Source organism: Rhodococcus sp. T7 (assembly GCF_009872365.1).
Taxonomy (GTDB): domain Bacteria; phylum Actinomycetota; class Actinomycetes; order Mycobacteriales; family Mycobacteriaceae; genus Rhodococcus_F.
Map to the genome: position 1 here is coordinate 69,549 of NZ_WXYH01000132.1, position 19,276 is coordinate 88,824.

The 19,276-nt window shown below is 69.4% G+C and carries 17 protein-coding genes; 2 read left to right on the forward strand and 15 right to left on the reverse strand.

From position 1 onward, the window contains the following. The first annotated feature begins 33 nt into the window (after window positions 1–33). Both MLGJGCBP_RS15780 and MLGJGCBP_RS15785 read left to right on the forward strand, forming a co-directional pair. Window positions 34–987 (forward strand): hypothetical protein, encoded by a 954-nt coding sequence (locus MLGJGCBP_RS15780; protein WP_160096745.1) that lies wholly within the window; start codon window positions 34–36, stop codon window positions 985–987. Next, window positions 987–1,739 carry a sensor domain-containing protein gene (locus MLGJGCBP_RS15785; protein ID WP_160096746.1) on the forward strand — a complete coding sequence of 251 codons (753 nt, stop codon included), beginning with the start codon at window positions 987–989 and terminating at the stop codon, window positions 1,737–1,739. The genes MLGJGCBP_RS15780 and MLGJGCBP_RS15785 overlap by 1 nt, the downstream gene beginning before the upstream one ends. A 98-nt stretch (window positions 1,740–1,837) precedes the next feature. Here MLGJGCBP_RS15785 and MLGJGCBP_RS15790 read toward each other — a convergent pair whose 3' ends face one another. The 15 genes from MLGJGCBP_RS15790 to murD form a co-directional block, all read right to left on the reverse strand. After that, window positions 1,838–2,338 carry a hypothetical protein gene (locus tag MLGJGCBP_RS15790; RefSeq protein ID WP_087556253.1) on the reverse strand — a complete coding sequence of 167 codons (501 nt, stop codon included), beginning with the start codon at window positions 2,336–2,338 and terminating at the stop codon, window positions 1,838–1,840. A gap of 150 nt (window positions 2,339–2,488) precedes the next feature. Further along, entirely contained in the window at window positions 2,489–3,838 is a 1,350-nt protein-coding gene (locus MLGJGCBP_RS15795; protein ID WP_442972103.1) for a DNA polymerase IV, read from the reverse strand. Between the two features lie 31 nt (window positions 3,839–3,869). Further along, window positions 3,870–7,037, reverse strand: a complete 3,168-nt coding sequence (gene ileS / locus MLGJGCBP_RS15800) for an isoleucine--tRNA ligase (RefSeq protein ID WP_160096748.1) — start codon at window positions 7,035–7,037, stop codon at window positions 3,870–3,872. A gap of 261 nt (window positions 7,038–7,298) precedes the next feature. Continuing rightward, a complete protein-coding gene (locus tag MLGJGCBP_RS15805; RefSeq protein ID WP_087556250.1) occupies window positions 7,299–7,550 on the reverse strand; it encodes a hypothetical protein in 252 nt (83 codons plus the stop codon). 49 nt (window positions 7,551–7,599) lie between these two features. Next, window positions 7,600–8,451: a DivIVA-like cell division protein Wag31 gene (wag31, locus tag MLGJGCBP_RS15810; RefSeq protein ID WP_160096750.1), complete on the reverse strand. Its 852-nt coding sequence runs from the start codon at window positions 8,449–8,451 to the stop codon at window positions 7,600–7,602. 102 nt (window positions 8,452–8,553) lie between these two features. Further along, window positions 8,554–8,856: a YggT family protein gene (locus tag MLGJGCBP_RS15815; RefSeq protein ID WP_012688051.1), complete on the reverse strand. Its 303-nt coding sequence runs from the start codon at window positions 8,854–8,856 to the stop codon at window positions 8,554–8,556. Between the two features lie 133 nt (window positions 8,857–8,989). Next, window positions 8,990–9,667, reverse strand: coding sequence for a cell division protein SepF (locus MLGJGCBP_RS15820; protein ID WP_072945350.1), 678 nt, complete (start codon window positions 9,665–9,667; stop codon window positions 8,990–8,992). Between the two features lie 85 nt (window positions 9,668–9,752). Then, a complete protein-coding gene (locus tag MLGJGCBP_RS15825; protein ID WP_201453079.1) occupies window positions 9,753–10,478 on the reverse strand; it encodes a YggS family pyridoxal phosphate-dependent enzyme in 726 nt (241 codons plus the stop codon). 72 nt (window positions 10,479–10,550) lie between these two features. Continuing rightward, entirely contained in the window at window positions 10,551–11,294 is a 744-nt protein-coding gene (pgeF, locus tag MLGJGCBP_RS15830) for a peptidoglycan editing factor PgeF (protein ID WP_087556248.1), read from the reverse strand. Continuing rightward, entirely contained in the window at window positions 11,291–12,490 is a 1,200-nt protein-coding gene (gene ftsZ / locus MLGJGCBP_RS15835) for a cell division protein FtsZ (protein ID WP_087556247.1), read from the reverse strand. Before ftsZ ends, pgeF begins: the two co-directional genes overlap by 4 nt. A gap of 217 nt (window positions 12,491–12,707) precedes the next feature. Beyond that, a complete protein-coding gene (locus tag MLGJGCBP_RS15840; RefSeq protein ID WP_236581115.1) occupies window positions 12,708–13,592 on the reverse strand; it encodes a cell division protein FtsQ/DivIB in 885 nt (294 codons plus the stop codon). Further along, window positions 13,589–15,100, reverse strand: a complete 1,512-nt coding sequence (murC, locus tag MLGJGCBP_RS15845) for a UDP-N-acetylmuramate--L-alanine ligase (RefSeq protein WP_160096752.1) — start codon at window positions 15,098–15,100, stop codon at window positions 13,589–13,591. Before murC ends, MLGJGCBP_RS15840 begins: the two co-directional genes overlap by 4 nt. Beyond that, window positions 15,097–16,245, reverse strand: a complete 1,149-nt coding sequence (gene murG, locus MLGJGCBP_RS15850) for an undecaprenyldiphospho-muramoylpentapeptide beta-N-acetylglucosaminyltransferase (protein WP_160096754.1) — start codon at window positions 16,243–16,245, stop codon at window positions 15,097–15,099. The genes murC and murG overlap by 4 nt, the downstream gene beginning before the upstream one ends. Then, the gene (gene ftsW, locus MLGJGCBP_RS15855; RefSeq protein ID WP_160096756.1) at window positions 16,242–17,777 is read right to left on the reverse strand and encodes a putative lipid II flippase FtsW; all 1,536 of its coding nucleotides are present in this window, start codon (window positions 17,775–17,777) and stop codon (window positions 16,242–16,244) included. The genes murG and ftsW overlap by 4 nt, the downstream gene beginning before the upstream one ends. Next, a complete protein-coding gene (gene murD / locus MLGJGCBP_RS15860) occupies window positions 17,774–19,273 on the reverse strand; it encodes a UDP-N-acetylmuramoyl-L-alanine--D-glutamate ligase (protein ID WP_160096758.1) in 1,500 nt (499 codons plus the stop codon). The genes ftsW and murD overlap by 4 nt, the downstream gene beginning before the upstream one ends. Window positions 19,274–19,276: the final 3 nt, after the last annotated feature.

A 19,276-nucleotide genomic window follows, 5' to 3' on the forward strand; every position in this document is an offset into this window, starting at 1 on the left:
TTCACGCGCTCCCGCGCGCACTAGCCTGGGGGCGTGCCACTGTTCTCGAATGCTCTGCGACCCGGATTCTGCCTACTCGCCGCAACCCTCTCCCTGGTCGCTCTGACCGCCGGGTGCGGAGGTGACGGCGACTCCTCGGAGTCGAGCCCCGCAGGGTCCACGTCCACTCCCGCCGAAGTGACCGTCCCGATCTCCGCCACCACCGTCGAACTGATCCAGCCCGGCGAGGAACCGCGGGAGGTGATCTCACGCAGACCGCCGGCAGGGGTCACGCAGGACGTCCAGCTGACCACGGACGCGCAGGTGTTCCAGCAGATCGACGACCAGCCCGCCCAGGACTTCTCCTCCCCCCAGGTGACGCTCCCTCTCACCGCCGCCGTCGGCCGGGCGACCGAGGACGCGGACGGCAGCACCACCGTCGACCTCACGCTCGGCGACGTCACCAGCCCCGACGACCGCCTCGGCAGCGCACTCGAGGCCAGTGCCGGTTCCGGCGCCGGCTTCACCGTCGATCCCACCGGTGCGATCACCGCGCTGCGACTGCGACCGGACGCCGACGCTCAGGACATCGCCCGCTCCGCGATCGAGCAGGCCTTCTACCAGGCCGTGTACCGCACGGTCCCGTTTCCGGAGGAACCGGTCGGTGTGGGAGCCCAGTGGACGATCCGCCAGCAGGTGATGAGCGGCATCGCGCTCGACCAGACGACCGTCGCCACCCTGACCGCGCGGGACGGCAACCGCCTCACCGTCGACTACACGATCGACCAGAAGCCGAAGTCCCCCGTGTGGGAACTGCCCGGAGAGGCAGGCACGCTGAACGTCGACCAGTACGTGATGCAGGGCTCGGGCACCATGACCGTCGACCTGGGCCTTCCGCTGCCGGTGTCCGGGACCGTGACCGTGGGCGGTGACCAGGAGTACAGCGACCCCGACGGCGCCACCCGCCTGCACCAGACCACGTCGAACTCGGTCCGGTGGGGGTCCTGATGCGCCGCGGACCCGTCGCCGTCTCCTGCTCCCTGCTGGCCGTGCTCGCACTGTCGGCCTGCTCGTCGAACGCGTCCGGCGACGCAGGCGACGCCGGATCGCTGGAGCCGCTCGGTCCGGTCGTGACCGCCGCGCCGGACGCGGCAGGCACACCGTTCACCGATCGGGCCGCGCTGAAGGCGGCGCTCCTCGACGTCGGCGACCTTCCGGTCGGATTCACCCCGGTGCCCGATCCCGAGGAGGATCTGGGGTTGCCGCCGGCGTCGGAGTCGGCGGATTCCGACAAGTCGAGCACGGATCCCGCGGACTGCGGCGCGGTGCTGTCACCGGTCGCGGACCAGCGCCCGGGAGCGCCGGCGTCCGCGTCCGGCTGGTTCACCGGCCCGGGCTTCGCGACCATCGACCAGGACGCGGCGAGCTACGCCACCGGAGCCGACGCGGCCCAGGCCTTCGCCGCGGTGCAGGACCGGCTGGCGGGATGCACCCAATACAGCGGCACGGACGCCGACGGCGTGCAGGTGCAGTACCGGATCGGGGGCCGCGAGCAGCAGCCCGCGGGCGACGCGTCGACGGCGTTCCGGCTCGTCACCACCAGCGAGGGTGTCAGTCTCGTCTCGGACGTGGTGGTGGTCGTCGTCGGCAGCACCGTCACTCAACTGGTCGCGACGGGACAGGATCCGATCGACGCCGGCGTCTTCGGCGACCTGACGAGCACCGCCGTGGCGAAGCTCGCGCCCGCACCCGCCGGCTGAGCCGACCCCGGAACGACCGATGCCGATGTCCCCGAGGGGACACCGGCATCGGTGCGAGAACGCGGCGATCCGTCAGGACCGCACGGTTCGGCCTGGAATCAGGCAGGACATGCAGGCGAGGTCAGCTGCGCGAGCGACACGATCTGGCATGCGGTGATTTTCGACAGCTTCCACGTGCCGTTCTCGCCGGGAACGAAGATGGCCGGAACGCCACCCTGCTGGACCTGGCCGTTGACGGTCAGCTGCAGCTGGCCGCTGGCGGTGCCGTCACCGTTGTCGATGACCGGGTCGAGAACGGTGACCTGGGCGTTGTTGGCCTTGGCGGCGGCGGCGACCTGGTTGATGAGCTCCGGATCCTGTTCCGAGCCCTCGACCATCGCGGACTTGACCTCGAGCGGGGTGGCCGGGTCGAGGCCCTGCACCAGAAGCGCGTTGAGATCGGCCGCGGTGGGCACCTCGATGGCTTCCGAGGTCTCGGCAGCTGCGGAAGTCGTCGTCGTGGTCTTGGCCGCCGTGTCGCCGTCGTCGGAGCCACACGCGGACATCGTGAGGGCTGCGGCGATTGCTACTCCGGCAACCGTGATCTTACGAAGCTTCAACTCAATAACCTCTTCATTCTCGGTGTTCGTTCTCGGACGATCTGAGCACGTTCGCTACCCGGGCGACATTACCCAAGGGTAAGCATCAGCGCCCGAGGCTACCTTCTCGCGGAGCCGGTCTCCACTCCCTCGTCCGGGCGGCGGGTCCGGTCACGCGAGCGAGCCTTCCACATCGGCCGTCTCGAGTTGCCCGTCGTCCTCCTTGAAGGTGCGCGCCTTTCCCGGACCCGTTGTGCGCGTTTCGAATCGGACGGTCACGACACCGTGCCCGGCACCCTGCACCCAGCCGTGGCCGAAGTCCGGGTGCGTCACGTCGAGGCCGGGATGCCACCGCGTGTCGATTGCCCGGGCGGGTGCGGGGACTGCCGCGGACAGGCCGTCGTCACCGCTCGCCTCCGTGATCTTCGACTCCTGGTAGCCCGGGACGTCCAGGTCCAGTTCGGGGAACAGCGAGCCCTGACGCACCGTCGACAGTCCGGCGAATCCCACCCCGACCAGACGCACCGGTCCGAGTTCGATCGGGTCGATCACCTGACGCTGCGCGGCCGCGACCAGAATCTGACGGTCGAGGGTCGCGTAGGGCATCGTGACCGAGCGCGTCACGATGCTCATGTCCGCCTTCTTCAGCTTCAGCACCACCGTGCGCGCGGCCCGGCCATCCTTCTGCAGCCGCACGAACGCCGACGCCGCGCTCGACTCGACGGCACCCCGCAACTCCGCCATCGTGACGATGTCGGTGGCGAAAGTCGTCTCCGCACTGACCTGTTTCGACTCCGCGCGTTCGGCGACGGGCCGATTGTCGATGCCCTGCGCCAACCGGTGCAGGCCCGGTCCGATCGTGGTGCCCAGAATCGACGCGACCTCCGATTCGGGCGTCCGCGCGAAACCGCCGATGGTCTCGATGCCGAGCCGCTTCAGTTTCTCCTCCGCGACCGGGCCGATACCCCACAGCTTCCGCACCGGAAGCTCGTCCAGCACCGCGTGCTGCCGGTCCGGCGAAATCACCGTGATCCCGTCGGGTTTGGCCAGACCGGACGCGATCTTGGCCACCTGCTTCCCCGATCCGGCCCCGATGGACGCGACGAGCCCCGTCTCCTCGAGAACCAGGGCCCGCAGTCCCTCGCAATAGCGTTGCACCGTGGCCGCATCCGCTCCGGCCAGTTCCACGGGTTCACCGAACGCCTCGTCCATCGACAGTTGCTCGAGCACCGGCATCGGCCCGCGAAGCGCGTCGAACACGGACTTGCTCAGCATGCCGTACAGCCGGCCCCGCGGCGGCAGCACCACCGCACCCGGGCCCACCAGCCTCCGGGCCTGATGCATCGGCATGGCCGACCGCGCGCCGAACACCCGAGCCTCGTAACTGGCCCCGGCGACGACACCGCGTCCGCCGAGACCACCGACGAGAACCGGGCGGCCGCGGAGCGTCGGCCGGGTGAGCTGCTCGACCGACGCGAAGAACGCGTCCATGTCGAGGTGCAGCACCCACCGACGACTCACCTGGTGCAAAATACCCGCCCGGTCCGACAGGTCACGCCTTCGTGATCGCCGCCCGCACACCCTCACCGAGTTCGACGGCATCGCCCGGCGCCTCGGCCAGTTCCAGTTCGACGGCGAGGATCTCGCCCGCGATCAGGTCCCGGTGCGCGAGCGCCCAGTCCCGCCGTTCCGCCGGCACGTCGAGGACAACGGTGATCCGATCGGACACCTCGAGCCCGGCCGCGCGGCGCGCGTCCTGCAACTCGCGGATCCGGTCCTTCGCCCAGCCCTCGGCTTCCAGTTCCTCGGTGACCGCCGAGTCCAGGACGACCAGACCGGCACCGTCGGGCAGGGCCGCCGTCGACTCCGGTTCGGCGGCGACCAGCCGCTGCGTGTACTCCTCCGGCAGCAACTCGATCCCCGCCGCGACGACGACGCCGTCCGAATTCTCCGACCAGTCACCGGCCTTCACGGCCTTGATGACGGTCTGCACGTCCTTGCCAAGCCGCGGCCCCGCGGCGCGCGCGTTGACGACGAGCTCGAACCGGCCGTGCACGTCCACGTCGGTGGTGAGGTCGACCTTCTTGACGTTGACCTCGTCGGCGATCAGGCCGAGGTACGGGCGCAGCCGCTCCGCGTCCTCGGCCGCGACCGTCACCTCGGGCAACGGCAGCCGCACCCGCAGGTTCTGCGCCTTGCGCAGACCCAGCACCGTCGAGCACACCGACCGGACCTCGTCCATCGCCGACACCAGCTCCGGATCCGCAGGCAGCTCCCCCACAGAGCTTCCGGGTCGCTCCGCAGGCTCCGCTCCCGCGGGCCAGTCCGCGAGATGCACCGACCGTCCGCCGGTCAGCCCCCGCCAGATCACCTCACTGATCAGCGGCAGCAGCGGAGCGGCGAGCCGGGTGACCACCTCGAGCACGGTGTGCAGGGTGTCGACTGCCTCGGCGTCCTCGTCCCAGAAGCGCGAACGCGACCGCCGCACATACCAGTTCGTCAACGCGTCGCAGAACGTGCGCAGTTCGTCGCACGCCCCGGCGATGTCGTTCGTCTCGAGCGCGTCGGTGATGACGTCCCGGGTGCCCGCCAGCTTCGCGAGGATGTACCGGTCCAGGACGTTCGTCGAATCCGTGCGCCACTCACCGGACGTCGGCGCGTACAACTGCAGGAAACTCCACGCGTTCCACAGCGGCAGCAGCGCCTGCCGGACACCCTCGCGGATGCCCTGCTCGGTGACGACGAGGTTTCCGCCGCGCAGGATCGGCGACGACATGAGGAACCAGCGCATGGCGTCGGAGCCGTCGCGTTCGAACACCTCCTTCACGTCCGGGTAGTTGCCCTTGGACTTGCTCATCTTCAGGCCGTCCTCACCCAGGACGATGCCGTGGGCCGCAACGGTCTTGAACGCGGGACGATCGAACAACGCCGTCGCCAGCACGTGCAGCGTGTAGAACCACCCGCGGGTCTGCCCGTTGTACTCCACGATGAAATCGCCCGGGAAATGGGAGTCGAACCATTCCCGGTTCTCGAACGGGTAGTGCACCTGCGCGTACGGCATCGACCCGGACTCGAACCAGCAGTCGAGGACCTCCGGCACGCGCCGCATCATCGACTTCCCGGTCGGGTCGTCCGGGTTCGGACGCACCAGGTCGTCGATCATCGGGCGGTGCAGATCCGTCGGCCGCACCCCGAAGTCACGCTCGAGTTCGTCGAGGGAGCCGTACACGTCGGTACGCGGGTACGCCGGATCGTCGGACACCCACACCGGAATCGGGCTGCCCCAGTACCGGTTGCGGCTGATGTTCCAGTCGCGGGCACCCTCGAGCCACTTGCCGAACTGACCGTCGCGGATGTGCTCGGGCACCCAGGTGATGTCCTGGTTCAGCTCCACCATGCGGTCGCGGAACTTGGTGACGGCGACGAACCACGACGGGACCGCCATATAGATCAGCGGCTGCCCGCTGCGCCAGCTGTGCGGGTACGAGTGCTCGATCGTCTCGTGCCGCAGCAACTTTCCAGCAGCCTTGAGGTCCTTGATGATGACCGGGTTCGCGTCGAACACCAGGAGACCCTCGTACGGCGGCACCATCGCCGTGAACTTGCCGCCCGGGTCGAGCGGCTGCACCAGTTCGATCCCGTTGCGGACGCAGTAGTCGTAGTCCTCTTCACCGAAAGCCGGTGCCATGTGCACGATTCCGGTGCCTGACTCGGTGGTCACGTAGTCGGCGGACAGCACCCGGTGCGCGTTGTCGTGGCCGGCGAAGAAATCGAACGGCGGGTCGTAGCTGAGCCCGACGAGCTCGGAACCCTTGTGCTCGGACAGCACCTCGGGCGCCTCGCCGAGTTCGCGGGAATAGTGACCCAGCCGGTCCTTCGCCAGTACGTAGCGCTTCCCGTCGCCACCCGCGACCTGCACGTAGTCGATGTCCGGATGGACCGCGACGGCGAGGTTGGACGGCAGCGTCCAAGGGGTGGTGGTCCAGATGATGGCGTTGGCGCCGTCGAGCGGACCCTCACCGCGCAGTGGCATGTCGACCGTGACGGCCGGGTCCTGGCGCATCTTGTACGCGTCGTCGAGCCGCGTCTCCTGGTTCGACAGCGGCGTCTGCTCGTACCAGCTGTACGGCAGCACGCGGAAACCCTGATAGATCAGGCCCTTGTCGAACAGTTCCTTGAACGCCCACATGACCGACTCCATGAAGTCGAGGTCCAGGGTCTTGTAGTCGTTGTCGAAGTCGACCCACCGGGCCTGCCGGGTGACGTAGTCGCGCCACTCGTCCGTGTAACGCAGCACCGACGACTTGCAGTACTCGTTGAACTTCTCGAGACCCATGACGTCGATCTCGGACTTGTCCTTGATGCCGAGTTGCTTCTCAGCCTCGAGTTCGGCGGGCAGCCCGTGACAGTCCCAGCCGAATCGGCGCTCGACCTTCTTCCCGCGCATGGTCTGGAACCGCGGGACCAGGTCCTTGACGTACCCCGTGAGGAGGTGGCCGTAGTGCGGGAGACCGTTCGCGAACGGCGGGCCGTCGTAGAACACGAACTCGGGGGCGTCGTCACGCTGGGTGACCGAGGCCCGGAACGTGTCGTCCTCGTCCCAGCCGGCCAGCACCCGCTGCTCGATCTGGGGGAACCGGACGCCGGCGTCCTGGGAGACGCCGTAATCGACCTTGGGGTACGACTCGTTGCTGCTGGTCACGTTGCTGGTGTCGGTCACCGCGATCTCCTCGTGCCTGACGTACTCGGCACGGGGACGACGGGGACGCCTCCTGCGTCACCACCGCGGTACCACCCCGCTTGCACCCCGGAGGGCGCCTCTCGGTGCCGGGCTGTGACGGGCCCACCCGTTCGGTTCTACTGAGCCGGTGTGCCGGCCGTTCTTCCGAAGGCTCCCCGGTGATGGCCGGATCGTCGCCACGAAACTCGGTTACTGAATTATTCGCTGAATGCAGTCTAGCCGCCACCGCCGGACGGCAGCTCAGTCGGTCTCGTCGGATCCGGGCGTCGTGTCCGTATCCGCTGCGGGACCGCGGTCACCGGGGACGCCGCTCGCGGGTTGCCTCGGCACGACCGCGGCCTTCTTGCCCGCGAGGGCGCTGACGAGCAGCAGGACCGCTCCGGCGACGCATACCACGATGCATCCCCAGGCCCACACGACCGAACCGGTCATGAGAGCCACCACCAGGAGAGCGAACCCCACCGCTGCAAGAGCGAGTGTCACGACCAGCACGGCTCAACCTCTATCCGGGCCGCTGGCTGGGCAACTACCGCGCGCTCAGTCAGCTATTGCCCTTGGCGTAGGACTGGCTGTAATTGGACTGCGATCCACCCTGCGCGAACGAATCCTGACCGCCGTCCACCGGAACCGCGGATCCCCGCTGCTCCAGTTCCTCGAGCTGCGACTCCAGGTACGACTTCAGGCGCACACGGTATTCGCGCTCGAACGTCTTCAGCTGCTCGATTCGACCCTCCAGCACCGAACGCTGCTGATTGATCGTCGCCATGATCTCGGTGTGCTTCTTCTCCGCATCCGCCTGCAGCGCGTCGGCCTTCTCCTTGGCCTGGCGCAGCTGGGTCTCGGAACGGGTCTGCGCGTCGGTGATCAGTGCTTCCGACTTCTGGCGTGCGTCCGAGATCATCGTCTCGGACCGGTTCCGCGCGTCGCTGACCAGCTGCTCCGAGTTGGTGCGTGCGTTGCCGAGCAACTGCTCGGACTCGGTCTTCGCGTCGCTCGTGAGACGGTCTGCCATCTCCTGGGCGAGACCCAGGACCTTGGCGGCCTGCATGTGAGCGTCGGCGCCCTGAGCGGGAGCCGGCGCAGCCGCAGCGGCCGGGGCCGGGGCGGGCGCCGGAGCCGGCGCCTTGGGCTGCTCGGCGACGCGAGCGGGCTCCGCCTTGGGGGCAGGAGTCGGTGCTGCAGACGTGGAGCGGGGAGCCTTCTTCGCATCGGCGAGCTCCTTGTCGAGCTCCCCTACTCGCTGCCGAAGGTCGGCGTTCTCCTCGATCAGGCGCGACAACTCTTGCTCGACGAGGTCGAGAAACGCATCGACTTCGTCTTCGTTGTAGCCCCGCTTACCGATCGGTGGCTTGCTGAACGCGACATTGTGCACATCAGCGGGAGTCAGCGGCATGGAAGGATCCCTTCACGCGTCATTTGGCGGTCTAGCAAGCATTCAGTTACAGCGCAGTCTACGTAACGGTGAAACAAGACTGGATCAATGGGGTCCATTCTGTCACACCACTCCCGTGGCACGCGCTTGTCCCTGAACGATCGACATCAGGATGAAGACGATGAACAGCAAGACCATGATGGATAGATCCAACCGCACCCCACCGAGATTGATCGGGGGGATCAACCGCCGAAGCAGTTTGACCGGTGGATCGGTGACCGTAAAAATCGCTTCGAGAATGACGACCACGACGCCGGTTGGCCGCCAGTCTCGTGCGAAGGTCCGTACGAACTCGACAATGATTCTGCCGATGAGAAGCAGCCAAAAGACAAACAGTATCAAGTAGATCACCGAGAACAAGGCCACACCTTCACTCTGCCTGAGAATGTCCGGCCGATCAAAACGAGCCGCGTGGCCAGGGCGTTCTGCGCCACAGCCGTCGCGGCTCGCGTCGTGTCGGACGTTCGGATCCCGATGGTCGTTTCCCCCGCTCCCCGGCTTACTTCTGGCTGTAGAAACCGGTTTCCGCGATGCGGCGACGCTCCTCGGCGGACACGTCGATGTCTGCAGGTGAGAGCAAGAACACCTTCGTGGCCACCTTGTCGAACGACCCGCGCAGTGCGAACGCCAGACCGGCGGCGAAATCCACGAGGCGCTTGGCGTCGGCGTTGCTCATCTCGACCAGGTCCATGATGACGGGGGTGCCGTCCCGGAACCGCTCACCGATGGTGCGGGCCTCCCCGTAGTCGCGGGGGCGGAGCGTGGTGATCTTGGACAGGGGGCCACCTTCGTCGAAGAGGGGTCCGCGACGGCTCTCGACCCGGTCGGATCGCGTGTCGACGGCGAGCGCGCCGCGGGTGCTGCCGCGCACAGCACCGCTCGCGCTGGGACGTGCCGACCGGACGGCCACGGGTTCCACCCGGGACGAGTGCCGGGGGCTCTCGTACCGGTCGAAGTCGTCGTCCAGATCGTCCCGGCGACCGGGCGCGTAGGCAGCCTTACTGAAGGCTGGTTCGGCGAAATCGCGGTCGTCACGGTCGAGATACGGATCGCGTCCACTGTCGCGGGCCGGTCGAGCGGGCCTGCGCGCAGGTTCCGGCTCGTCCAGGTACTCGTCCTCGTAGTCGTCGAGGGGAACCATGCCGAAGTAAGCCTTGAACTTGTGCAGACTGCTCATTGATCGACCTTCCTTGGCGCGGCGGACAGGATCCAACTGCGACCGGTCGCAGCGGTGTGGACGGGTTGGCGATCACCTGAGCGATCTATTTCGAGGTTATAGGCCTCGAACCCAACAGCGCGGTTCCGACACGCACGCAGGTGGACCCGTGTCGAACGGCGTGCTCGAGATCATTCGTCATGCCCGCCGAGAGTTCCGTCGCATCCGGATGGTCGCGCTGCAGCCGCGCGTGTATGTTGTGCAGTTCCTCGAACGCCGCGTCCGGGTCTGCCTCGATCGGCGGAACCGCCATCAGTCCGCGGTACTCGAGTCCCGGCGACGACTGCACCTGCGCGGCAAGGCGATCGAGGTCGGCGATCGCGGCGCCGCCGCGCTGCGGGTCACCGTCCAGACTGACCTGCAGCAGCACCCGAAGAGGCGCGGGCCGCTCCCCCGCCTCCAGGGCCGCGGTCGCCGCGCGGCCGAGGGCGCCGACGAGTCGTTCGCTGTCCACCGAGTGGATCGCATACGCCCAGTGCGCGACGGCCTTCGCCTTGTTGCGCTGGAGATGCCCGATCATGTGCCACCGCACCGACGGATCCGGCACCGCGGTGCGAAACTCCGCGATCTTCGCCGTGGCCTCCTGCTCCCGCGACTCCCCGAATTCACGGCATCCGAGGTCGTACAGGATCCGCGCGTCCGATTCGGGGAAGAACTTCGTGACGGGCAGGAGCGACACCTCCGAGGGGTCGCGACCGGCGTCCCGGCACGCCGCGTCGAGCCGTGCGCGCACGGCGCCGAGCGCAGCCTCGATGTCCCCGACCCTGCTCATCGTTTCCACTCCCACACCGAATCTCTCGCCGGCGACGCCGGCAGTTGCCACCGCCGGCACCGCCGGCAGTTGTCACACGCTGTCCTGCCCAGTATCCATCCAGATCACCGCCGCGAGCCGACCGGTCGGGGCCTGGCGGCGATGACTGAACAGCGTCTGATCCTCGATGGTGCAGCGTGGATCCTCCGCCACTCCGGCGACACCCGCGTCGAGCAGTTGCTTCCGCAGACCCGCCCGCAGGTCGAGACCGGGGGTCCCCTTGACGGTGCGTACAGCGCTGCCGGGAAGGAACTTCTCGACGTCCGCCTGCATCGCCGCGGGCACCTCGTACTGCCTGCCGCTCGCGGCAGGACCCAGGAACGCGCCGATCCGGTCGATCCGCGCTCCCTGCTCGACCATGACGTCGAGCACCCGCGGAACGATGCCGATGCGGGCGCCGATCCGGCCGGCGTGGACGGCGGCGATCACCCCGGCCTCGTCGTCGGACAGCAGCACCGGGACGCAGTCGGCACTGAGGGTCGCGAGCGCGAGCCCCCGCACCGTCGTCACGAGCGCGTCCGTCGCGGGCACCGGCGTGTCGGTGGGCCCGTCGACGACGGTCACGTTGCGGCTGTGGATCTGCTCCATCCACACCAGGTGGTCGAACGGCACGCCGATCTCGCTTGCGAGCCGGCGCCGGTTCGCCTCCACCGCAGCCGGATCGTCGCCGACGTGATCACCGAGATTGAACGTGTCGTACGGTGCGGCGGAGTGTCCTCCGGCACGGGTGGTGACGACCCGGCGAACCCTGAACTCGGGGGCGGACGGCGAACTCAACGACGCATGAAGGAGGGCACGTCGACTTCGTCTTCACCCTCCTCGTCGGACACCGGCACCGCGCGGGGCTGCCCGTTTCCGGGAAGCGGCGGCAGACTGCTCGGGCTCTGGTGGGAGCTGATCGTCTCGCGGGTCACCGACATCGGCTCGCTGTTCTGCTGCTCGGCGGACTGCCCGACCTCGCCCGCCCGTCCGGCGCCGATGGCGCTGCGACCGGCAGCACCCGACTCGACCGGCCTGCGGGTGGGGGTGCCGCCGTCGAACCCGGCGGCGATGACGGTGACCCGCACCTCGTCGCCGAGCGAATCGTCGATGACGGTGCCGAAGATGATGTTGGCGTCGATGTGAGCGGCTTCCTGCACCAGCGAGGCAGCCTCGTTGATCTCGAACAGACCGAGGTCGCTGCCACCGGCGATCGAGAGCAGCACGCCGCGCGCACCCTCCATCGACGCCTCGAGCAGCGGGGAGTTGATCGCCGATTCCGCGGCCTTGATGGCCCGGCCCTCGCCGCGCGAGGATCCGATGCCCATCAGCGCGCTACCCGCGCCGGACATGACTCCCTTGACGTCGGCGAAGTCGACGTTGATCAGTCCGGGAGTGGTGATGAGGTCGGTGATGCCCTGGACACCGTTGAGCAGGACCTCGTCGGCGCTGCGGAACGCGTCCATGAGGCTGACCGCGGCGTCGCCGAGCTGGAGGAGACGGTCGTTGGGGATCACGATGAGGGTGTCGCACGATTCGCGCAGCGACTGGATGCCGGTGTCGGCCTGGCCGCCGCGGCGCTTGCCCTCGAAGGAGAAGGGGCGCGTGACGACGCCGACGGTGAGGGCTCCGAGCTTGCGCGCGATACTCGCCACGACCGGCGCGCCACCGGTGCCGGTGCCGCCGCCCTCGCCTGCGGTCACGAACACCATGTCGGCGCCCTTGAGGACTTCCTCGATCTCGTCCTTGTGGTCTTCTGCGGCCTTGCGGCCGACTTCGGGATCCGCACCGGCGCCGAGCCCGCGGGTGAGTTCCCGGCCGACGTCGAGCTTGACGTCGGCGTCACTCATCAGCAGCGCTTGCGCGTCGGTGTTGACGGCAATGAACTCGACTCCCTTGAGTCCCTGCTCGATCATCCGGTTGACTGCGTTCACGCCGCCGCCGCCGATGCCGACGACCTTTATTACGGCGAGGTAGTTGTGCGGGGGCGTCATCGGCTCTCGCCTTCCATGAGTGTGTATCACGCTTTCGTACAGATCAGCCCAGCCTGAACCCTCAACCTCAACCATAGGGTTACGGTTATGTCAAGTGCTGCTCGACTAGAGCGAAACGCTATGCACCGCCATACGGATACGCCATTAGGCGCGCCGAGACGCGCCGAGTTATTTGACGAACTCGCCCGCAACTCTCTCGCATCCCGGTCACGACCCCTCACCGCACCGTCGGCAGGTCGGGACTGGACACGTCGTACGTCTGCCCGGGCTGGGTGAGCAGCGGCAGCGTGACCGCGGCCTTGCGCTCGGACTTCTCCGTGCCGCCCCACACCACGATCCGGCCGTCGAGCAACGTCACCGCGATATCCGAAATCGACTTCGCGGCAACCTGTCCCACCTGAGCGCGCAGCTGGGGCGGCATCGACTCCAGCACCTCGATCGCCGCCTCCGTCGACGGGTCACCCCACCCCGGCTTCTCGGTCACCAGTCTCGGCACCCCGGGCGGCGGCGGGGCGATCTCGTAATCCACGGCCTCCGAGTCGAGGAGATGGGTGCCGCCGGGGCTGTCGACGAACACGACGGGCACCCGCTCGGTTACCGTGACGCGGATGGTGGACGGGTACACCCGCTGCACGCGGGCGGACGCCACCTTCGGGATCGCGGCGACCCGCAGGGCCGCGCCCTCGGTGTCGACGCGGAGCAGCGGCTGCCCCTGCGGCACCGCCAGCGCCTGGCGAATCTGCTCCTCGGAAATCGACGTCGCCCCCGCGACGTCCGTCTGACGCACCGACAGCAGCGGCGTGAACCACGCGACGAGACCGAGCGCCACGACCACCACGACGCCGACGGCGCCCATCACCGCCGGCCGCCTGTACCACGGACGCCGCGGTGTCTCCACCGCCGCGGACTTCCGTGCCGCCGAAGCCGATTCGCGGGTGCGCCGCGGGCCGGGGTCGGTAGCGGTCGCGCCGCGCCGACGCGAGGACGTCCGGTCGCCCGCCGTCGCGCGTGCGCCGGACGTGCCCGGTCGCGGACTGCGCGCGGCGTCGCGGCGGACAGGGCGGTCCGGCCGCTCGGACCGGCCGCGGCGCTCCCGCGTCATCGCGACGGGTGGTGGTGCGGAGCCGCACGCAGAGCGTCGAGGATCTGGTTCCCGAGCATCGTCACGTCGCCTGCACCCATGGTGATGACCACGTCACCCGGGGACGCGAGTGCCGCGACCTGACGCGGCGCCTGCGACAGGTCCGGCTGGTAGTGCACCGGCTTCGACACCGACAGCGCGACCAGGGCGCCGCTGACGCCCGGGAGCGGTTCTTCCCGCGCGCCGTACACGTCGAGGACGACGACCTCGTCGGCGAGGTCGAGTGCGTGCCCGAATTCCTCCGCGAATGTTGCTGTGCGGGAATACAGGTGCGGCTGGAAGACCACGATGACCTTCCCGCTGCGCACCGAGTCCTCGGATTCGCGGCGGTCGGCCTCGTGGGGCTGGCGCACCAGATCGGCGGCGGCGCCGAGCACCGCCCGCACCTCCGTCGGGTGGTGCGCGTAGTCGTCGAACACGCGGACCCCGTGCTCGCGGCCGGTGAACTGGAACCGGCGGTGCACTCCCCCGAAACCGGCGATGCCCTCGAGGATCTCGTCCACGTCGGCGCCGGCCTCCCGGGCTGCGAGGAGCGCGGCCAGCGCGTTGAGTGCCATGTGCCTGCCCGGCACGTTCATCCGGATCGTTCTCGGTGCCTGCTCCCCGGCCAGCTGGAACTGCAGTACCCCGCCGACGTCCCTGGCCTCGAAACTCAGCAGGCGCGCGCCGACCTCGACGCCGTCGATCGGTGCGAAGGCCCCGTCCGCGTTCTCGGCGCTGCCGTAACCGAGCACCCGCACGCCGGGCAGTCCGCGTGCCGCCACCCGCTGCGCGAGTGCCGCGGACCCCGGATCGTCGAGGCAGGCGACGAGCAGCCCGCCGCGCGACAGCCGGGCCGCGAAATCGTCGAATACCTGGATGTAGGCCTCGGGGCTGCCGAAGTAGTCGAGGTGATCGGCCTCGACGTTCGTGACGACGACGACGTCCGGGTCGTACTGGAGCAGCGAACCGTCGCTCTCGTCGGCCTCGGCGACGAACACGTCGCCGCTGCCGTGGTGGGCGTTGGTTCCGGCCTCGTTGAGTTCGCCGCCGACCGCGAACGACGGATCGAACCCGCAGTGTTGCAGCGCCACCACCAGCATGGACGTCGTCGACGTCTTGCCGTGGGTGCCCGACACCAGCAGGGTGCGGTGCCCCTGCATCAGCGAGGCCAGCACCGCGGGCCGCAGGATCACGGGAATCCCGCGCCGGGCCGCCTCCACGAGTTCCGGGTTGTCCTTGGGGATGGCGGCGTGGGTGGTGACCACGACGGTCGGGCCGCCGGGCAGCAGGTCGAGGGCGGAGGCGTCGTGGCCGATGCGGACCTGCGCGCCGCGGGCACGCAACGCGAGGACGCCGCGGCTCTCCTTGGCGTCCGAACCGGACACCTGGCCACCCCTGGCCAGCAGGATCCTCGCGATTCCGGACATTCCGGCGCCGCCGATCCCGACCATGTGGACACGTTCCAACTGCGCGGGCAGGTCGGTCATCGGGTTCCCCTCGTCTGCGCGGCCACGTCGATCACGATGCGCGCAACCTCGGCGGCTGCGCTGCGGTGACCCGCTCCGGCCGCGCGTCGCCCCATGTCCTCGAGCTGTGCGGGGTCGCGCAGCAGAGGGATCACGGTCTCCACGACGAATCCGGCGGACAGGTCTCCGTCGGCCACAATCATTCCACCTCCGGCGGCGACGACCGGCCGCGCGTTCAGTTCCTGCTCACCGTTGCCGTGTGGCAGTGGCACGTACACCGCGGGAAGGCCGACCGCCGACACTTCCGCCACCGTCATCGCACCCGACCGGCAGATCACGGCGTCCGCAGCCGAATATGCGAGGTCCATCCGCGACAGGTAGGGAACGGCCACGTACGGCGGGCCGCCCGGGGTCGCGGGAACGTCGAGGGTGTTCTTCGGTCCGTGCGCGTGCAGGACGGCCACCCCGGCCGCCGCGAGCGACTCGGCCGCACCCGACACGGCCTCGTTCAGCGACCGCGCGCCCTGGGAACCGCCGAACACGAGCAGCACCGGGCCGTCTGCGGGGAGGCCGAAGTGTGCGCGCGCCTCCGCGCGCAGCGCGGCCCGGTCGAGACCGGTGATCGACGCCCGCACCGGGATACCGAGGATCTCGGCGTCCGAGCGCCCCCGCGCCGACACTCCGGAACCGGCGACCGCGGCCAGGACGCGGGCGGCGCGGCGGGCACCGATCTTGTTCGCGATCCCGGCGCTGGCGTTCGCCTCGTGCACGACGATCGGAATGCGACGACGGCGGCGGAGCAGACCGGGGCCCGCCGCGAGGTACGCGGGCAGCGCGACGTATCCGCCGAAACCGACGACGACGTCGGCGCCGGTCGCGTCGAGCACCTCGCGGGTGCGGCGCACCGATGCGCGCACGCGCCCGGGTAGCCGCAGCAGATCGAGCGTGGGTTTACGGGGCAGCGGCACCGGCGGCACGAGTTCGAGGGGGTAGCCCCGCTCGGGAACCAGCGTGGTTTCGAGGCCGCGCGCCGTGCCGAGAGCGGTCACCACCGCGGTGTCGTCGATCGCCTTGATCGCGTCGGCCACGGCCAGGGCCGGTTCGATGTGCCCGGCGGTACCACCGCCGGCCACGATCACCGACAGGGTGGACTTGTCGCCGTTCACCTACGAAATCCTCGCTCTCCTGCTCGGCCACCCGAGCTTCGCTGTTGACGTGCACCGCGTTCGGGGGTGCGGCCCTTGCCGCGTTCGGGGCGGCCCTTCTCGTATGTGATGCTGCGGGTCCGCGGGGCCATCTCGCGACCGGCCCGGCGACGGGCCTCGGCCCGGCGCACCGCCTCGGCGCGCGCCGCGTCCGCCCGCACCGGTGAATACGCCTCCGGTTTGCGGAGCCGCAGCAGCCGACCGAACGGGCCGTCCTGCCCGGAGTGCAGCGCCGCGACCGCCTCCGGTTCGTGCCGCGCCGCGTTGGCGACGAGACCGAACATGAACAGTGTGGTGGCCGTCGACGTTCCGCCCGCGGACACCAGCGGCAACTGCAGACCGGTGACGGGGAGCAGCCCGATGACATATCCCACGTTGATGAACGCCTGCCCGGTGATCCACACCGTCGCCGTTCCGGTGAGCAACCGCAGGAACGGGTCGGCGGATCGGGCCGCGATGCGCAGGCCCGTGTACACGAACAGTCCGAACAGGCCGAGGACGGCGGCGCCGCCGAGATATCCGAGTTCCTCGCCGATAATCGCGAAGATGAAGTCGTTGTGCGCGTTCGGCAGGTAGCTCCACTTCGCGCGGCTCTGCCCGAGCCCTCGTCCGAGGATCCCGCCGTCCGCGAGCGAGTACATCGCCTGCCGCGACTGGTATCCGATGCCCTGCGGGTCGGAGCCGGGGTTGAGGAACTCGCGCACGCGAGCGGACCGGTAGCCGGCGGTGAGTGCGAGGATCACGATTCCCGCGACGCCGGTGCCGACGATGGCGACGAACAGCTTCAGCGGCAGCCCCGCAAACCACAGCAGCGCCATCAGGATGATGGCCAGCGAGACCGTGGTGCCCAGGTCGGGCTGCAGGATGATCAGGACGAACGCGACGAGAGCGGCCGGAACCAGCGGCACCAGCATGTCGCGGACGCTGGAGATGTCGCTGCGGCGCGACGCCAGGATGTGCGCACCCCACACTGCCAGCGCGATCTTGGTCAGTTCGGCGGGCTGCAACGAGAACCCGGCGACCACGAACCAGCCGCGGGTGCCCTGGGACACGGTGCCGATGCCGGGGATGAGGACCAGGACCAGCAGGATGATCGTGACCGCGAACGCCGGGAACGACAGCGCGCGCATCACCCGGACGGGGATCTGCAGCGCCGCGTAGAACAGGCCGAGTCCGAGGGCCGCGAACAGTGCCTGTCGGGTGAAGAGGGTGTAGGCCGAGCCGTCGGTGGCGTAGGCCTCGACGCTAGAGGACGACAGCACCATCACCAGGCCGAGGACCGTCAGCAGAAACGCGATGGTCACCACGAGGTGGAACGACGCCAGCGGCCTCGACAGCCACGCCCCGATCCGGGTGCGCGGACTGCGGGGAGGGACCGTCCGCGTGCGCGGACCCGACGGTGCGCGCTTGGCCACCCCGGGTGCGGCGGCGGTGCGGGCCGGGGACCGCTGTCCTTCGGGGACGCGGCGGGTGCGGGCTCCGGCGGAGGTCATCGCAGCGTCCTGGAGATGTCCGATTCGTCGAGCCTGCCGACGGCGTCCGCGAAGCTGCGCCCCCGGTGCCCGTAACTGTCGAACATGTCGAGCGACGCCGCCGCGGGCGCCAGGACGACGGCATCGCCTGCCGTTGCCAGCGCAGCCGCCTCCCGCACGACGACACCCATCACGGCGTCGCTGTCGGTGTCCGCGGGCAGCACCACCCGGTGCGCCGCGGACTGCGGGACTGCACTCACACCTGCATCGTCTCCCGTTTCGACGGTGACCACGGGAACCTCGGGGGCGTGTCGCGCAAGCGACTCTGCGATCTGCCTCGCATCACGGCCCAGGAGGACAGCGCCCGTGAGGCGGCCGGCCACCTCCCGGACGAGGTCGTCGACCCGCGCCCCCTTCAGCAGACCACCGGCGATCCACACCACCCGGTCGTGGGCGAGGATCGACGGGCGGGCCGCGTGCGGGTTGGTCGCCTTGGAGTCGTCGACGAACGTCACTCCCCCGACGTCGGCGACGTGCGCCGCCCGGTGCGGGCCCACCACGTGGGCGGCCAGGCCTGCTGCGACCGCGGTCGGCGGAACCCCGATCGCCCGGGCGAGAGCCGCCGCTGCCAGCGCATCCAGCAGTCCGGCGGGCCCGGGCGGGGTGATCCCGTCGGCCGGGGCCAGCCGCTCGGCGTCCGCGAACGCGCGATCGACGAGATACCCGTCCTCGACACCCAGTTCGCCCGGCGCGGGCACTCCCAGCCGGAAACCCAGGGTGCGCACTGCGAGGGACGAGGAGAAGAGAGAGGACGCGACGTCGTCGTCGAGGCCCAGCAGCGCGACCTCACCGGTCAGGGCGCGGGCCTTCGCGTCGATGTACGGCTGCATGCCGCCGTGCCAGTCCAGGTGATCCTCGGCGATGTTGAGGATCGCGCCCGCAGTCGGCCGGACCGACGGCGCCCAGTGCAGCTGGAACGACGACAGTTCGACCGCCAGCACCTCCGCCTGCGGTTCGGTCTGCCGCAGTGCGTCGAGCACCGGGAGCCCGATGTTGCCGCACGCGAGGCTCGGCAGCGCGGCCGCCTCGAGAATCGAGTGCAGCATGGAGGTCGTCGTGGTCTTGCCGTTGGTGCCGGTGACCACCAGCCACCGCCGCGGCGGACCGTAGAGCCCGGCCCGGTCCACGTGCCAGGAGAATTCGATGTCGCCCCAGATGGGCACCCCGTCGCCGGCGGCGATCGAGAGCAGCGGCGCGTCCGGGCGGAACCCCGGGCTCGTCACGACCAGCGCGAACTCGGCGACCCGCTCGCGTTCGGCGAGCAGATCGTCGATCGGGACGGTCGCCGCCCCCAGTCGCGCGCACTCGGCGAGGGCGTCGACGTTCGCGTCGGTGACGGTGACGTGGGCTCCAAGGTCGCGAAGAGGTTCGATGGTGGCGCGGCCGGACACCCCCGCACCGGCGACGAGGACACCGCGGCCCCGCAACCAGTCGAGCCCGCCGTGTTCCTCTGTCATGGC

Coding starts and splice junctions, on each gene's coding strand:
- MLGJGCBP_RS15785 (WP_160096746.1), top strand. CDS start 987: ATGCGCCGCGGACCCGTCGCCGTCTCCTGCTCCCTGCTGGCCGTGCTC.
- wag31 (WP_160096750.1), bottom strand. CDS start 8,451: ATGCCGCTGACTCCCGCTGATGTGCACAATGTCGCGTTCAGCAAGCCA.
- MLGJGCBP_RS15820 (WP_072945350.1), bottom strand. CDS start 9,667: ATGAGCAGTCTGCACAAGTTCAAGGCTTACTTCGGCATGGTTCCCCTC.
- MLGJGCBP_RS15825 (WP_201453079.1), bottom strand. CDS start 10,478: ATGAGCAGGGTCGGGGACATCGAGGCTGCGCTCGGCGCCGTGCGCGCA.
- ftsZ (WP_087556247.1), bottom strand. CDS start 12,490: ATGACGCCCCCGCACAACTACCTCGCCGTAATAAAGGTCGTCGGCATC.
- MLGJGCBP_RS15840 (WP_236581115.1), bottom strand. CDS start 13,592: ATGACGCGGGAGCGCCGCGGCCGGTCCGAGCGGCCGGACCGCCCTGTC.
- murC (WP_160096752.1), bottom strand. CDS start 15,100: ATGACCGACCTGCCCGCGCAGTTGGAACGTGTCCACATGGTCGGGATC.
- ftsW (WP_160096756.1), bottom strand. CDS start 17,777: ATGACCTCCGCCGGAGCCCGCACCCGCCGCGTCCCCGAAGGACAGCGG.
- murD (WP_160096758.1), bottom strand. CDS start 19,273: ATGACAGAGGAACACGGCGGGCTCGACTGGTTGCGGGGCCGCGGTGTC.